The organism is Arthrobacter sp. B055-34, assembly GCF_059090425.1.
Genome location: NZ_JBNHFQ010000009.1, coordinates 100,725 through 114,058, shown reverse-complemented (window position 1 = coordinate 114,058; position 13,334 = coordinate 100,725). Strand labels below are relative to the sequence as shown.

Below are 13,334 nucleotides of genomic sequence, written 5' to 3'. Positions count from 1 at the left end.
CGTCCAGCCGGCAACTGCACTAGCTTGGAGGGTCGTATGGGACAGCATGTGAAGGCCGGGGAGCTGGAAATCTGGACGGAGCAGGTCGGCGAGGGGCCCGACGTGCTGCTGATAGGCGGGCTCGGAGACACGGTGGAGTCCTGGCAGTTCCAGCTGGACGGGCTGGCGGACCGTTACCGGATGACGGCGTTCGACAACCGCGGGGCGGGCCGGACGGCCATGCCGGAGGGGCAGCCGACCGTGGAGGCGATGGCTGACGACGCTGCCGCGGTGCTCCGCTCGTTGGGAGTTTCCTCGGCGCACGTGGCCGGCTTCTCCGGCGGCAGCATCATTGCCCAGGAACTCGCACTGCGCCACCCAGATGCCGTCCGCAGCCTGGTCCTGCAGAGCACCTGGTCAGCGATGGACGACTTCATGAAGACAATGATCCGGGCCTTCCACTGGCAGGCCGAGCTGGCGCCCAGCGAACGTGACTTCCTGGAGGGGTTCTTCATCTGGGTCTACACGGCCAGGGCCCACAATGACGGGATGGTCGACCGGTTCATCGAGGACGCCATGGCCTTCCCGCACAAGCAAAGCACGGAGGACTTCCTCGCCTTCGCCGACGCCTGCATGCGGCACGTGACGGCTGGTCGGCTGGATGGCATTAAGGTTCCAGTGCTAGTGCTCGCCGGCGGCGCGGACAGGATGAGCCGCCCTGAGCTCGGCAAGGCGGCGGCCGATGAGATTCCCGGCGCCCGGTTCGAGGTGATGGAGAAGGAAGCGCATCAGCCGTTCCAAGAGGTCCCGGACGCTTGGAACGCGCGGGTGGATGAGTTCTGGCAGGAGGCGGAGAAGCTCCACTCGGGTACGACGTCGAGCTGAACCTGGCACCCGGTGTCCTTCTTATTGTCAGATCGCCAACAATCCCCCGCATTGTCGCCGTCCGACCTGCCGGTTTCGGAGGTGCTCGACCGTGCCACGGTGCCTCGCGCGAGCCGAGGCAGACGAACTGGTCGCTGTCCACGGCGGGATCAGCGAGCAGCCGGTCGTGTGGGCGGGCCGCATCGTTGGCTTCGGAGAGTACGAGTGCCGCTACGTCGGCGCAGCCGACAAGGCGAAATTGCCGGATCGGCTGCGAGTCACAGGCTGAGGGGGCGTCCGAAGGTGTTGACCATTTCGGCGCGCCTCGGGGGCCGAAGAGCTCCTGACTGGGCCAATCCCGCCCGCCGCATCAACGGTCCCGGTGCCGTCTTGGTCGCAAGCCTGCGGCGATGAGGACCAGAAGGCCTGCGGTACAGGCCCAAGCAAATGCGTCGCCGCCCACCGAGTACCAGGTGCTGGCGCCCTCCACCGGCACCGATGCCACCAGCGTCTGCTCCTCGGCGACGAAGTAGTCGGGTTTGTAGCCTAGGAGACGTCCCTGCGAGTCGGTTGCCAGCGAGGTGCCCTGGCGGGTGGGGCGGACGACGCTGGCGCCGTTCTCGATGGCACGGAATGGTGTCTGTTGCGCGTGCCATTCGGCGACGCTGTCCCAGTCGCTTGAGGGCAGCAGGAGGATGTCGACCTGCGCGGCTCCTGCCTGGCGGACCAGATCGGGGAAGAAGTCGTCCTGGCAGATGATCGTGGCCAGGCGGCCGTAGGGCGTGTCGACGGTCGGGATGATGCCTGGGCCAGGGTCGTGTCCGTCGCCGGGTGTGGGCTTGGCCTTCTGGTAGTCCCATACGACTGCACCGCTCGGGTCGAGGAGGACGGCGTGGTTCTCGTTCTCCGGGCCGCCGCCGTCATTGGGGCGATCCTCGGCAAGTTGCATGATCATCGAGACCTGCAGGTAGACACCGTGTTCGCGGGCAAGGTCAGCTGCCCGGGCGACGACGTTCGCCTGGTCCTCTTCCAGCGTCCGTGCTGCAGCCTCCGACCACGCGATGATCTTCGCGCCGCCGATGGCTTCTTGCTCCGACCGGTCGAACAGCTCGTCGAGCACGGGTGTGAAGTGTTCGTCCCCTATCGAGACTCGTTCCGCCGGACCCGCCCCTGCGAGGTCAGGCGCGGAGTAGGCGAGCTCGGACAGGTGCCGGTCGGGTGCCAGCGCGGCAACGCGGACTGTTTCCGCGTCCGGCGCGCCGAAGGCCAGCCGGACCCCGCCGAAGAGCAGCGCCGAAACAGTGACGGCCGCGAACAGGCCAATCGCAGAAATCGCCCCGGCGCTTGACGGCCCTCTCCCAGGCCTCGTTGACCACTGGCGCGAACCAGCTGACCAGAAAGGTCAGTCCCCAAATACCCGTGACGGACACCAGTTGCAGGAGCGGCAGCCCGGCATACTGCGAGTACGCCGTGCTGCCCGCGGCCCCGAAGGGGTTACCGATGGTGCCCAGGAACTCAACGGTTGTCACCGCCGCGGGGAACACCAACGTGCGGGGGATGCCGGCCAGTCGTGGTGCCAGGACGCGGTCGACGGCGAACGGCAGCGCACCGCCGATCGCGAGTGTTGCGACGAAAAGGTAGCACCTGGGCCCGTCGAGAACCGGGAAGAAGCCATTCCGCAGTGCAACGAACAGGGCACCTGACATTGCCAGAACCAGGACCGGATACCCCACAAGCAGCCGCTGGTCGCGGGTGAAGCGCAGCAGGAAGACGGGCGCAAGCCAGGCCGTCAGCGGGATGAGGGTCTGGAGGTTCGCGAAGGCCAGCAGTGCGGTACCGATGGCAAGCCAGACCCAGGGCCATTGTCCGCGGCGGAGGGACCCAGGTGCACGCTGCCAGCGGCGCTTTGAGCCAACGCGTGGCGTGATGCTCTCAGCAGCGGCCTTGTTCATGGTAGCTCCAAGGGATGGTGTTCGGCGGCGCGCAACGGTCACGAGCTTCCCGGGACAAGGAACCTCCTTCACCGTGGACGCTTCCGGACGGCCCGTCTTGAGAACATCATCGCGGCAGCATCGCCCGCTGCCAATAGCTAGGTTTCCCACCGCGAGGTGAGTAGAGAAGAGACGATGGATGAGGCGCTGTAGTCAAGCAGCCGGCTGCGGCGCTTCACAGGCTGCCCTCGGGGCTTGCAGCGTCGGCCGGTACGGAAGAATGCTGCTCCCCTCTGGCGCGTGGATCAGTCTTTCGCTTGGCGGACGTCCGTTCCCTGCTCGGCGAACGCCTTGAAGTCCTGCATGTGCTGTTGCGACTGCTTGCGGAAGGCACCGCGCATGAAAAGCGCCATCAGTCGCATCCGCAAGCCGCTGAACCGGTAGTCGTTCTCGCTCACCCAGAGCGTCGTCCTAGGACCGGCTTCAGTGCATCGGTCGCGCGCGGCGCTCCACATGCCCTTGGCGACGATTTCGCGGTCGAAGTGAACGAGGCTGTCTCTCGGGATCTCGTGCAGGTTCGCCGGTTCCCGACGCGTGATGGTCTCGGTGCACTCCATCGTCTGCTGCCCCATCTGCAGCACGACGCGCGACTCGGTACCGACCTGCCCGTGCATCCCATTTAGCGGCTCGTGCAGCACCAGGCCCCGCAGCCACTTCGGCAGGTGTGCGGAGTCGGCAAGCAACTGGACCACCTTCTCCCGCGGCAGGGCGATCTCGGTCGAGACGGTGTATTTCATGGCAGAGTGCTCCTGGTTTCCTAGTGAAAGGATGAACGCTAGCGGCCTCGCCCATATCGATCCAGCCCTAAGTGCAACAACGTGTGCCGGCAACAAACGGAGCCGCCGTTTCATCTTCATGTGGTTTTATCTTCATGTGATGGAGGTGAAACCCTTCCGACGCATTGACTACTCTGGTTTCACCGGCCCGATCGTGAGGAGCGCCATGGCAGCGAAACCGCCAGCAATGTCACCGTCAGACCTCCCGGTCGCCGAGGTACTCGCCCGCGCTACGGGTCCTCGCCGTGCCGAGGCCGACGAACTGCTCGCGCTCCACGGTGAGATCAGCGGCGAGCAGCCGGTTGTGTGGGCAGACCGCATCATCGGCTTCGGAGAGTACGAGTACCGCTACGAGAGCGGGCACGGAGGCCGCGCTCCCCTGCTCGCCTTTGCGCCGGGTCCCGCGAAGCACACGATCTACCTCGTCAACGATTTCTCCGACCGCTGGCCAGATCTCATGGCCCGGCTCGGCAAGCACCGCGCGAGCAAGGCCTGCCTCTACCTCACGCGGTTGCCAGGTGTGGACCGTGGCGCGTTGCGTGAGCTGCTTGAGCGCTCTCTCTCAGAGACGCGGTAGCCGTTGACGCCGCACGCCGTGCCGGACACCTCGGGAAGCAGCACATCCCCCTGCCGGATGTGCTCATTGCGGAGCGGCCTTTCCCTCGTGCTTTCCGGGTAGGCTGCGGTCATGACTCTTCGACCGGCCCTCGGCGCCCTGGCCGCAGCACTGCTCCTGTCTGTGACAGCCTGCGGGCCGAGTCCCGACCCGGGTGAGTGGGCGAAACAGCAGTTCAGCGAAAAGCGCTGGGGAGCGCCCGGCGTTCTCAGCGCAGCCGGCGGCATTGGGCCCGGCGCGGGAATGGACTTCACGCCCGGGAATGCAGGTTGGTACGACATCGGGATGGCCTGCGAGGGAACCAGTTACATGACCGTGACCGTAACAGCGGCGGATGGTGAACTCGGAACCGGAAACACGGACTGTGGCTCCTCGGTGACAACCACCATGGAACTCCCCGCCAGTCAGATCACCATTGCCATCGAGGGCACGGAAACACGAGGTCAGTGGGCTGTCGCCATCGCACCGGCGGAGGCGCCCAACCCATAACACGGCGCCCTGATGGCTTGGCCAGCCCTGTGGTGGCCGTCAGGCAAGCAGCTGCACCGACGGGCAGAGGCTACGGCCTGCAGCTGGGAGTGCGCGCCGAGCTTAGCCAGGATTGATTTCACGTAGCCCCGGCAGATGTTTTGGGTGATGCTGAGTTTTCTGGCCGTGGTCGGCACGTCGCTGCCTTCAGCCAGGAAAGTCAGCACCTGCCTCTCCCGTCGGGTGAGCACGGGGACCTGGTCTGAGTTGACCGGCTGAACCACGGGCACCAGCAGGGAAGGATGAACGGTCATTGCTCCCGGACGGGCACGGCGGATGGCGTCCACCAACCCGCCTAACGCGCCGTTCATCGGGAGCAGCCCGCTGACGCCTGCGTCCGCGGCACGCGACAGGACGTCACGCGCAGGGCCTGTTGTCAGCAGAATGATTCTCGCCGACGGAACGACAGCAAGGATCCGCTCGGCTGCATCAAGTCATCCCGTCAGGAAGCGTGCAATCCACGACGACGGCGCCCGGAGCAGCCCCGGCACACAGCACAACAGCGCCTTCGATAGTCACGGCGAACCCGGCCGGGCTCAAATCCTCTTGGCTGTCGACCGCCTGGCAGAGCAGCTCCGCGAACATCGTTTGGCTGCTGACCACTACGACATCCGAAGCTGGATTTCCCTGAGTGCTCATTACGATCGTCCTGTCCCCGGCAACGAACCCGCCTACGGTTTCCCTGCCGTACCTACCTGATCCTTCTTCTTCTGCAGCAGACCATCAGTCTGGCTCCCCCCGGTCCTGGACCTTTACCTGCTTTTTCCGCAAAATTTGCTCAAGAATCAAGCCTGCCTAGGCGCCGAAGAACAGCGCTGCTCCCACGATGACGAGCAGCAGCCCGATCAGGCTCAGGCTCAGCAGAACCGTCCGCACAGGTCCGAGGGGTTCGCCGGGCCGGCGAGGCCGCGAGTACCGGTATGCAATGGTCGGGAGTCCCAGAATCAATCCGACCACGATGAGCACTATCGACAGCTGCATGGGCCAAGACTAGGACAAGCTCCGGCTCCATGGGTGGGGCCTGCACCAGAAGGCATGAGTAAATTTGCTCGCCCGCCCCGGATCACTGCATGGCGTCAACGAGATTCTCGTCGGGTGGGTACTAGCCTTGGTGGTTCATGGCCGAGATGCCCGCCAATCCCACCGGCCCGTGCCAAAGAAGGAGTCCATGTATGCGAGACCTGGCCCGTCCGTACTACCTGGGCGTCGAGCACTTCGGCGAGCAGCTTCGCGGATCAAAGCTTAGCTACAAGATGACCCGTGAGCTGTACGCGTACCCAAGCCGTTCCCAGCATCAGCGGCCCTGCCGTGAGCTGCAAGGGGAGCAATCGTGGGAGAACACCGCCTGGCCATATCGGGATGAGGAGCATACCCAGCACTCGGACGCGTACCTGCTATTTCAACGAGATAGAGCGCTGAGGAATTTCGACCTGTCCATGCGGTATTTCGAGTCCCTGGATCCGGAGGAGTTCGAGGCTGCGTTGGAGCATCTCCTCGCGAAGAGGCGGACCTTCAAAGCCCGTCGGCTCTCTCCCGGACTGGGACGACGCTGAGGGCGCCTACGGGATGGTCTTCGACGAGTACAAGCAGTTCTATATCGGGCAGTCGAACAACCTCCGTAAGCGGATCAAGCAGCACTGGGGCGGCCGCAAGTCCTTTGACCGTTTGATCTATGGCAGGAGCATGTACACGTCGATCTTCCCCGTGGATGAGCTGCGCGCCCTGGACACTACCCGGATCTACGCTGCCCGAAGCACCAACCCGTACGCCCCTGAAGAACGCGCCGAGAAGGCGGCCGACCAGCGTTTCTGCCTGAACCGGATGACAGGCGGCGAAACTACTCCGTTGGCGCTGATGCTTAGGGACATCAACCCAGGCACCCGTGTGCACGGAGTGGTCGCGGTACCATTGTCCTTCGGATGCCAGCATGGGGAGTGCTACTGCAGATAGCCAGATCAGTTTCCAGATCGACTTGAACAGCAGCAGGGGCAGCATCCGGACGGGATACCGCAGCCCCACGAACGCCAAGAGACACATGGCGGTCAGAATGCAGGTCACGCCCCCCTTCCATGAGAGGCCAGGATGGGCCGTGGGTTACGAGTTCCATCGGGGTCCAACCGGTCTTTGCGTAGGTGGGTCGCAGTGGCGTGGAAGTGTGCCTAGCGCAAAGGGAACGTCCGGTGATCCCTTCTCCTTCCGATGTCGTTCCCCCGGCCACCTGCCACGTACTCGATTGTGGCGAAGGACCGTTACTCCCCCTTCATCAAGGCCTCCGACCCGCGGGGAGGCGAAGGGTGGCACAAGGTGGATCGGGCGGCACAGTAAGCTCGCCATGTGAAGAGCGTGAAGACTCCGAAAAATGTGACGCCCGGCGGAGGTGGGAGCGACTGAGCATCCGGATCGGCACCTCCGGTTGGAGCTATGCCCACTGGGACCACGTCCTGTACCCGGGCGGCACTTTATCCCGGGACCGGCTGGGCCATTACGTGCGACGGTTCGATACCGTTGAGCTAAACGCAAGCTTCTACCGCTGGCCGCGCGATGGCACGTTCGCCGGTTGGCGCCGGCGGCTACCCGATGGATTCGCCCTTTCGGTCAAGGCACCCCGTGGGCTCACCCACGCCAAGAAGCTCTACGCGCCGGAGCGTTGGATTGAGCGGATCATGTCCTCCTGGCACGAGCTGGCTGACAAGCGCGCCGTCCTGCTGGTGCAACTGCCGCCGGGCATGGAACGAGACCATGCCCGGCTCGGCTACTTTCTGGACCGGCTACCGGAATGGATGCGGGTCACTGTCGAGTTCCGGCACCCCAGCTGGCACCACCCGGACGTATACGCGCTGCTGGCACGGCACGGCGCCGCTTACTGCATCATGAGTGGTGCCAACCTGCCGTGCGTCCTGGAAGCCACGGTACCTTTCGTCTACGTGCGCTTGCACGGCCCCGACCGCAACCATCTCTATGCCGGGTCCTACTCCGATCAGGACCTAGGCTGGTGGGCGGACAGAATCCGCGAATGGGAAGCCGACGGGAAGGACGTCTTCGTGTACTTTAACAACGACGGCCACGGGCACGCCGTCCGCAATGCAGCCACGCTGCGCCACTTCCTCGGCCAAGACTGAGACGACGTGGGCAATCCCGGTGAATCCTTCATGATGCGAAGCCCTTCGTCGGGCCCATTGCGGCGGAGAAAACGGGAACGCCCCGCGGCCGGACCTGGTCCGGCTCGGTGCGTTCCCGCCTCGAAGAATCCTGCAGCTACAACTAGCCTGGCGCTTTAACTCTTGTCGGGCAGACGCTCGTCAGCCGCCATCGGCATGGTGTCCGGCAAATCCCCGCCCCAGCGCGTGGAACCAAGCCGTCGGATCACGGCCGCCAGCCGGTCCCGCAGTTCCTCAACTCCGATTTCTCCGCCGGGAGTCAGGTTCCGTTCAAGCTCCCGAGCCTGTTGAAGCGCCGTCTGGCCCAGTTCGGAAACAGCTACCTGTTGCGACCGCCTGTCAGCTTGGTTGCGAACGCGGGTAATGTGCCCGTGCGCCTCCAGCCTGGACAGGGTCTTCCCCATCGTCTGCGCCTGCACCCGGACTTTGGCGGCCAGTTGGGCCTGCGCCAGGGGCCCTTCACCGTCCAGGACTTCCAGCGCGATGACCCCCGCGTGGGTCAGGCCCAGGGAGGCGAGCTTTTCATTCCAAGCATGCTCGACCAATCGCGCGGCAGTTGACAGCAACCGTGGCGTCGGCCAGTTGTTTAAATCCGGCATTATCCGATTATAGCCAGCCTGCTTCTCTCTTGAGGGCCCATGTGCACAATTGGCTAAGCTAGGTGCGACGCACCAACCTACAAAGGAGCTGCCGGAATGGCCGAACGATTGACCTCAGGCGACGACGCCCCCGCTTTTACACTGCAGGATTCCACCGGGAGCAATGTCTCGCTGACTGATTTCCGCGGCCGCAACGTCATCGTCTATTTTTACCCTGCGGCGTCCACACCGGGCTGCACCAAGGAAGCCTGCGATTTCCGCGACAACATCGCATCTCTGCAGGGAGCCGGTTACGACGTGGTCGGCATCTCGCCCGATCCGCTTCCGAAACTCCTGAAGTTCGCGGAAAAGGAAGAACTGAACTTCCCGCTGCTCTCCGACGAAGACCACTCGGTTGCCGAATCCTACGGCGCCTGGGGTGAAAAGAAGAACTACGGGAAGACCTACGAGGGGCTGATCCGCTCCACCATTGTCGTGGGCCCCGAGGGCAAGATCTCGGTGGCGCAGTACAACGTTCGGGCTACGGGCCACGTAGCCAAACTGCGCCGGGACCTTGGGCTCGACTAACCCGGATCGCATGACTCCGGCATCCGGCTTCAGTTGTATGTGACCAGCCTGCACAAGCCGGACGCCGTGAGCAGGTACAATTGATGCTGGCTTGCGGCTACGCCGCACAGCACTGCGCGAGTGGCGAAATTGGCAGACGCGCTGGATTTAGGTTCCAGTGTCTTCGGACGTGCGGGTTCAAGTCCCGCCTTGCGCACCAGATGAAGAAACGGTTCCCGTTCTGACGGGAACCGTTTCTTGGTTAAGCTGCGAGCCGGCGTCGTCGTTCGCTTTGCCGGCACTCAGGCTTATGGTCCGCAGTCAACCCGAGCCGCGTGACCAAATTGTGATGGTATTTGGACCGAACCAAAGTGTGAAAGCGATGCTTTCCTTTGAACTTGTGACTAGGCTCTCAACAAGCAGACCCGTGTACAGCATGGGAGGCCCGGGCGCGCAGACATCCACGCGGTCCAGACATCACTCGTTGACGAGGAGAAATTCATGTCGTTCAGGGGCACAACACCGGGCAGATGGCGATGCGCACGCAGGCGTACGGCCGCGATCACAGCAGGGCTTGCCGCCAGCGCCCTCATACTGACCGGCTGCGCTGAAAGCGAGCGCGGCGCTACGGGAGGAACCGGGGAGGACACCGGCGTCAACTCGACGTTCATCTTCGCTGCCTCATCCGATCCGAAGTCCCTCGACCCGGCATTCGCCAGTGACGGTGAGTCCTTCCGCGTCAGCCGCCAAATCTTCGAAGGCCTCGTGGGAGTGGAACCAGGCACCGCGGATCCGGCTCCCTTGTTGGCCGAATCGTGGGAAAGTTCCGACGACGGCCTCTCCTACACCTTCCAGCTCAAGGAAGGCGTTAAGTTCCACGATGACACCGCGTTCAATGCCGAAGCGGTCTGCTTCAACTTTGACCGTTGGTACAACTTCGAGGGGCTGCAGCAGTCCGAATCGGTCAGCTACTACTACAACTCGCTGTTCCGGGGCTTTTCGGACAGCCCGGATACCGCCGTTTATGATTCCTGCGAAGCGGTGAGCGAGACGGAAGTAACCGTCAATCTGGCACAGCCATTCGCCGGATTCATCGCAGCCCTGTCCCTCCCGGCCTTCGCGATGCAGAGTCCGGCGGCCCTCGAGGAATTCAACGCCGACAACATCGGCGGGTCGGCCGAAGCCCCGGTCCTGAGCGAGTATGCCAAGGCGCACCCCGTGGGCACAGGGCCGTTCAAGTTCGACAGCTGGGACGTCGGCCAGCAGGTCGAGGTCTCCGCGTTCGACGGCTACTGGGGAGAACAGGGCCAGGTCCAGAAGGTCATCTTCCGGGTCCTGGACGATCCGCAGGCCCGCCGGCAGTCCCTCGAAGCCGGGACTATTGACGGCTATGACCTCGTGGCTCCTGCCGACACGAAGGCGCTGGCGGATGCCGGTTTCAAAATCATCAACCGCGACCCCTTCACGATTCTCTACCTTGGCATTAACCAGGAAGTAGAGGCGCTGGCAGATCCTTTGGTCCGCCAGGCGCTGTCGCACGCGATCGACAAGGAAGCCTTGGTGCGGCAGACGCTGCCTGAAGGGACGCAGGTTGCCAGCCAGTTCATTCCCCCGATCGTCAACGGTTACAACGAAGACGTGCCCACGTACGAATACAACCCGGAACGCGCCAAGGAGCTGTTGGCAGAAGCAGGTTATGGCGACGGCTTGACCTTGGAATTCAACTACCCAACGGGTGTCTCCCGGCCCTACATGCCTACTCCGGAACAGGTCTTCACCAACCTCAGTGCCCAGCTTGAAGAAGTGGGAATCACCATCGAGGCGGCCCCGGACAAGTGGTCTCCCGATTATCTAGATCGGGTGCAGGGCAGTTCCGACCATGGGATCCATCTGCTGGGCTGGACCGGGGACTACAACGACACGGACAACTTTGTGGGTGTATTCTTCGGCCGCGAAAAGCCGGAATTCGGTTTCAGCAATCCGGACCTCTTCAATGCCTTGGACGAAGCGCGTCAGGTCAGCAAACTGGAAGAGCAGACGCCGCTATACGAAGAGATCAATGCAGACATCGCGGAGTACATCCCGGCCATCCCGCTGGCACACCCGGCTCCGTCCCTGGGCTTCGCTCCGCGGGTGGAGTCCTACCCGGCCAGCCCCGTCAACGACGAGGTCTTCAACATGATCAAGCTCAGCGAATAGCGCCGGCGCAACCAGTCAGAAGTGTGCTGCTCCGCATTCGTCCGGCCCCGGCCTTAATACGCCCGGGCCGGACGAGCGGGTCTGTTCAAAAGTCCACACCGTAAACAGCCGGGCGAAAGGACACAGTGTTAAGAGTCATCGGCAAACGTCTGGCGTTGCTCGTTCCGACCCTGCTGGGGTTATCGATCCTGTTGTTCCTCTGGGTGCGGAGCCTTCCCGGCGGACCCGCCACTGCCCTGCTTGGTGACCGCGCAACACCGGAAGCCGTCGAAAGAATCAATGAGCTGTACGGCTTCAACCGCCCGCTCATCGAGCAGTACTTCATCTACATGGGCAAGCTCCTCCAGGGAGACTTCGGCACGTCTCTGCTGACCGGCCGTCCGGTCCTGGAAGAATTCGCCACGCGTTTTCCCGCGACTTTGGAACTAACGATCGTGGCGCTCATCTTCGCCATCGGGATCGGCATTCCGCTCGGCTACCTTGCCGCGAAGCACTACGGCCGCTGGCCGGACCACGGCTCCGTTGTCCTGAGCCTGATCGGCATCACGATCCCGGTGTTCTTCCTGGCCTTCATCCTGAAATGGCTCTTCGCCATCAAGATCCCCATCTTCCCCACGGATGGCCGGCAGAACGCCCGGATCAATGCCACCCATGTGACGGACTTCTATGTACTCGACGGCCTCCTGACCCGGGAATGGGATGCCTCCTGGGACGCCTTCATGCACCTGATCCTGCCTGGCGTTGCCTTGGGAACCATCCCGCTGGCTATCATCGTGCGCATCACCCGCGCTTCGGTTCTGGAGGTCCAGAATGCCGACTACGTGAGGACAGCAAAGGCCAAAGGATTGCTCGAAAGAACCATCCGCAACCGGTTCATCCTGCGCAACGCGATGCTGCCGGTCACCACCACCATCGGCCTGCAGTTGGGTCTGCTGATATCCGGTGCCGTTCTGACCGAAACAGTCTTTGCTTTCAGCGGCATCGGCCGTTTCCTCCGAGATGCCATCTTCAACCTCGATTACCCGGTTCTCCAGGGGTTCATCATCTTTATTGCCATCCTCTACTCACTCATCAACCTCATTGTCGATATTTCCTACAGCATCATTGACCCGAGGGTGCGTGTCCAATGAGCACAACTCTTCCCCCAGCTCCCGGCGGGAACGACTCCGCCAGCAAAGATCCGGCGTTACCTGACTCCGGCGGGACGAGCGTCTGGAAGGACGCGTTCTACCGGCTGCGCCGCAATCCGCAAGCCATTGCCGGAGCCATCATCGTCATGGCGTTCCTGCTCGTCGCTGCGCTGGCACCGGTGCTAGCTCCCTACGGCGGCGAGGACCTACCGGGACGTACCCACATCACACCGACCCATATCCCAGGACCGGGTGAAGTTCCCGGATTTGTGCTCGGGTTGGACCGCTTCGGCGGAGATCTGCTCAGCAAGCTCATCTGGGGTGCGCAGTCGTCGCTGCTGATCGGTGTTGTTTCCACCGCCCTGGGCCTAGCCGGAGGCATGTTGCTAGGAGTGCTCGCGGGCGGCTTCGGCGGCTGGGTGGACAACGTGATAATGCGGCTGGTGGATATCCTGCTTTCAGTCCCGAACCTGCTGCTTGCCGTGTCCATTGCCGCTGCCCTCGGACAGGGAGCCTACGCGATCATGATCGCCATCGGGGTGTCCCAGGTTCCGATTTTCGCCAGATTGCTGCGATCTTCCATGATTTCCCAGCGCGGCGCGGACTACATCCTGGCCGCTCAGACACTTGGCCTGAGCCGCGGCACCATCACCATGACCCATCTGCTGCCCAACAGCGTGGGCCCTGTCATTGTCCAGGCAACCCTGACCTTGGCCACCGCAGTCATCGACGCGGCTGCGCTGTCCTTTCTCGGTTTGGGCGGGGGCCGGCCGCAGACAGCCGAGTGGGGCCGCATGCTGACCTATGCCCAGGACGAGCTCGGCATTGCACCGCAGCTGGCCTTCCTACCGGGTCTCTGCATAGCCATCACGGCCTTGGGCTTCACTCTCCTCGGCGAGTCTATGCGGGAAGCACTGGATCCCAAGTCACGCCAGAAATAAACGCCAA

Annotated in this window: 18 protein-coding genes and 1 tRNA gene; 12 read left to right on the top strand and 7 right to left on the bottom strand. The window is 63.2% G+C overall.

Annotated features, from left to right (window positions below; genetic code table 11):
• Nucleotides 1-36: 36 nt before the first annotated feature.
• Nucleotides 37-864, top strand: a complete 828-nt coding sequence (locus AC5RWO_RS16910; protein ID WP_498732691.1) for an alpha/beta fold hydrolase — start codon at nucleotides 37-39, stop codon at nucleotides 862-864.
• A 91-nt stretch (nucleotides 865-955) separates the two neighbouring features.
• On the top strand, nucleotides 956-1,132 hold the full coding sequence (locus AC5RWO_RS16905; protein ID WP_498732690.1) for a hypothetical protein: 177 nt from the start codon (nucleotides 956-958) through the stop codon (nucleotides 1,130-1,132).
• A gap of 81 nt (nucleotides 1,133-1,213) precedes the next feature.
• Here the strand turns inward: AC5RWO_RS16905 and AC5RWO_RS16900 are convergent, their stop codons facing one another.
• From AC5RWO_RS16900 to AC5RWO_RS16890, 3 genes are all read right to left on the bottom strand, one after another.
• Complete coding sequence (locus AC5RWO_RS16900) at nucleotides 1,214-1,963, bottom strand: nitrilase-related carbon-nitrogen hydrolase (protein WP_498732689.1); 750 nt, start codon at nucleotides 1,961-1,963, stop codon at nucleotides 1,214-1,216.
• Nucleotides 1,964-2,021: 58 nt separating this feature from the next.
• The gene (locus tag AC5RWO_RS16895; RefSeq protein ID WP_498732688.1) at nucleotides 2,022-2,795 is read right to left on the bottom strand and encodes a hypothetical protein; all 774 of its coding nucleotides are present in this window, start codon (nucleotides 2,793-2,795) and stop codon (nucleotides 2,022-2,024) included.
• Nucleotides 2,796-3,079: 284 nt separating this feature from the next.
• Entirely contained in the window at nucleotides 3,080-3,571 is a 492-nt protein-coding gene (locus tag AC5RWO_RS16890; RefSeq protein WP_498732687.1) for an SRPBCC family protein, read from the bottom strand.
• A gap of 205 nt (nucleotides 3,572-3,776) precedes the next feature.
• On the opposite strand from AC5RWO_RS16890, the gene AC5RWO_RS16885 reads away from it, so the two are divergent.
• On the top strand, nucleotides 3,777-4,187 hold the full coding sequence (locus AC5RWO_RS16885) for a DUF1801 domain-containing protein (RefSeq protein ID WP_498732686.1): 411 nt from the start codon (nucleotides 3,777-3,779) through the stop codon (nucleotides 4,185-4,187).
• A gap of 111 nt (nucleotides 4,188-4,298) precedes the next feature.
• Nucleotides 4,299-4,715, top strand: coding sequence for a hypothetical protein (locus AC5RWO_RS16880; RefSeq protein ID WP_498732685.1), 417 nt, complete (start codon nucleotides 4,299-4,301; stop codon nucleotides 4,713-4,715).
• On the opposite strand, the gene AC5RWO_RS16875 is transcribed toward AC5RWO_RS16880, so the two are convergent.
• The 3 genes from AC5RWO_RS16875 to AC5RWO_RS16865 form a co-directional block, all read right to left on the bottom strand.
• On the bottom strand, nucleotides 4,670-5,008 hold the full coding sequence (locus AC5RWO_RS16875; RefSeq protein ID WP_498732684.1) for a LuxR C-terminal-related transcriptional regulator: 339 nt from the start codon (nucleotides 5,006-5,008) through the stop codon (nucleotides 4,670-4,672). The genes AC5RWO_RS16880 and AC5RWO_RS16875 overlap by 46 nt on opposite strands.
• A 175-nt stretch (nucleotides 5,009-5,183) precedes the next feature.
• Complete coding sequence (locus AC5RWO_RS16870; RefSeq protein ID WP_498732683.1) at nucleotides 5,184-5,393, bottom strand: helix-turn-helix domain-containing protein; 210 nt, start codon at nucleotides 5,391-5,393, stop codon at nucleotides 5,184-5,186.
• A gap of 156 nt (nucleotides 5,394-5,549) precedes the next feature.
• A complete protein-coding gene (locus tag AC5RWO_RS16865; RefSeq protein ID WP_498732682.1) occupies nucleotides 5,550-5,735 on the bottom strand; it encodes a hypothetical protein in 186 nt (61 codons plus the stop codon).
• Nucleotides 5,736-5,926: 191 nt separating this feature from the next.
• On the opposite strand from AC5RWO_RS16865, the gene AC5RWO_RS16860 reads away from it, so the two are divergent.
• The 3 genes from AC5RWO_RS16860 (at nucleotide 5,927) to AC5RWO_RS16850 (ending at nucleotide 7,873) form a co-directional block, all read left to right on the top strand.
• Nucleotides 5,927-6,307, top strand: a complete 381-nt coding sequence (locus tag AC5RWO_RS16860; protein ID WP_498732681.1) for a hypothetical protein — start codon at nucleotides 5,927-5,929, stop codon at nucleotides 6,305-6,307.
• 13 nt (nucleotides 6,308-6,320) lie between these two features.
• Entirely contained in the window at nucleotides 6,321-6,704 is a 384-nt protein-coding gene (locus AC5RWO_RS16855; protein ID WP_498732680.1) for a GIY-YIG nuclease family protein, read from the top strand.
• Between the two features lie 437 nt (nucleotides 6,705-7,141).
• Entirely contained in the window at nucleotides 7,142-7,873 is a 732-nt protein-coding gene (locus AC5RWO_RS16850) for a DUF72 domain-containing protein (RefSeq protein WP_498732761.1), read from the top strand.
• Nucleotides 7,874-8,028: 155 nt separating this feature from the next.
• Here AC5RWO_RS16850 and AC5RWO_RS16845 read toward each other — a convergent pair whose 3' ends face one another.
• Complete coding sequence (locus AC5RWO_RS16845; protein WP_498732679.1) at nucleotides 8,029-8,511, bottom strand: MarR family winged helix-turn-helix transcriptional regulator; 483 nt, start codon at nucleotides 8,509-8,511, stop codon at nucleotides 8,029-8,031.
• A gap of 96 nt (nucleotides 8,512-8,607) precedes the next feature.
• Between AC5RWO_RS16845 and bcp the strand changes: the two genes are divergently transcribed.
• The 5 genes from bcp (at nucleotide 8,608) to AC5RWO_RS16820 (ending at nucleotide 13,327) form a co-directional block, all read left to right on the top strand.
• Nucleotides 8,608-9,078, top strand: a complete 471-nt coding sequence (gene bcp / locus AC5RWO_RS16840; RefSeq protein WP_498732678.1) for a thioredoxin-dependent thiol peroxidase — start codon at nucleotides 8,608-8,610, stop codon at nucleotides 9,076-9,078.
• A gap of 114 nt (nucleotides 9,079-9,192) precedes the next feature.
• Nucleotides 9,193-9,277: transfer RNA gene (locus AC5RWO_RS16835), tRNA-Leu, on the top strand.
• A gap of 281 nt (nucleotides 9,278-9,558) precedes the next feature.
• Entirely contained in the window at nucleotides 9,559-11,256 is a 1,698-nt protein-coding gene (locus AC5RWO_RS16830; protein WP_498732677.1) for an ABC transporter substrate-binding protein, read from the top strand.
• Nucleotides 11,257-11,381: 125 nt separating this feature from the next.
• Nucleotides 11,382-12,386 carry an ABC transporter permease gene (locus AC5RWO_RS16825; RefSeq protein WP_498732676.1) on the top strand — a complete coding sequence of 335 codons (1,005 nt, stop codon included), beginning with the start codon at nucleotides 11,382-11,384 and terminating at the stop codon, nucleotides 12,384-12,386.
• Complete coding sequence (locus AC5RWO_RS16820) at nucleotides 12,383-13,327, top strand: ABC transporter permease (protein WP_498732675.1); 945 nt, start codon at nucleotides 12,383-12,385, stop codon at nucleotides 13,325-13,327. The genes AC5RWO_RS16825 and AC5RWO_RS16820 overlap by 4 nt, the downstream gene beginning before the upstream one ends.
• Nucleotides 13,328-13,334 lie beyond the last annotated feature (7 nt).

Excerpts from the sequence above, each read along its gene's own strand:
- AC5RWO_RS16910 (WP_498732691.1), top strand. The coding sequence starts at position 37 with ATGGGACAGCATGTGAAGGCCGGGGAGCTGGAAATCTGGACGGAGCAG.
- AC5RWO_RS16895 (WP_498732688.1), bottom strand. The coding sequence starts at position 2,795 with ATGAACAAGGCCGCTGCTGAGAGCATCACGCCACGCGTTGGCTCAAAG.
- AC5RWO_RS16890 (WP_498732687.1), bottom strand. The coding sequence starts at position 3,571 with ATGAAATACACCGTCTCGACCGAGATCGCCCTGCCGCGGGAGAAGGTG.
- AC5RWO_RS16885 (WP_498732686.1), top strand. The coding sequence starts at position 3,777 with ATGGCAGCGAAACCGCCAGCAATGTCACCGTCAGACCTCCCGGTCGCC.
- AC5RWO_RS16880 (WP_498732685.1), top strand. The coding sequence starts at position 4,299 with ATGACTCTTCGACCGGCCCTCGGCGCCCTGGCCGCAGCACTGCTCCTG.
- AC5RWO_RS16875 (WP_498732684.1), bottom strand. The coding sequence starts at position 5,008 with ATGACCGTTCATCCTTCCCTGCTGGTGCCCGTGGTTCAGCCGGTCAAC.
- AC5RWO_RS16870 (WP_498732683.1), bottom strand. The coding sequence starts at position 5,393 with ATGAGCACTCAGGGAAATCCAGCTTCGGATGTCGTAGTGGTCAGCAGC.
- AC5RWO_RS16865 (WP_498732682.1), bottom strand. The coding sequence starts at position 5,735 with ATGCAGCTGTCGATAGTGCTCATCGTGGTCGGATTGATTCTGGGACTC.
- AC5RWO_RS16860 (WP_498732681.1), top strand. The coding sequence starts at position 5,927 with ATGCGAGACCTGGCCCGTCCGTACTACCTGGGCGTCGAGCACTTCGGC.
- AC5RWO_RS16855 (WP_498732680.1), top strand. The coding sequence starts at position 6,321 with ATGGTCTTCGACGAGTACAAGCAGTTCTATATCGGGCAGTCGAACAAC.
- AC5RWO_RS16845 (WP_498732679.1), bottom strand. The coding sequence starts at position 8,511 with ATGCCGGATTTAAACAACTGGCCGACGCCACGGTTGCTGTCAACTGCC.
- bcp (WP_498732678.1), top strand. The coding sequence starts at position 8,608 with ATGGCCGAACGATTGACCTCAGGCGACGACGCCCCCGCTTTTACACTG.
- AC5RWO_RS16830 (WP_498732677.1), top strand. The coding sequence starts at position 9,559 with ATGTCGTTCAGGGGCACAACACCGGGCAGATGGCGATGCGCACGCAGG.
- AC5RWO_RS16820 (WP_498732675.1), top strand. The coding sequence starts at position 12,383 with ATGAGCACAACTCTTCCCCCAGCTCCCGGCGGGAACGACTCCGCCAGC.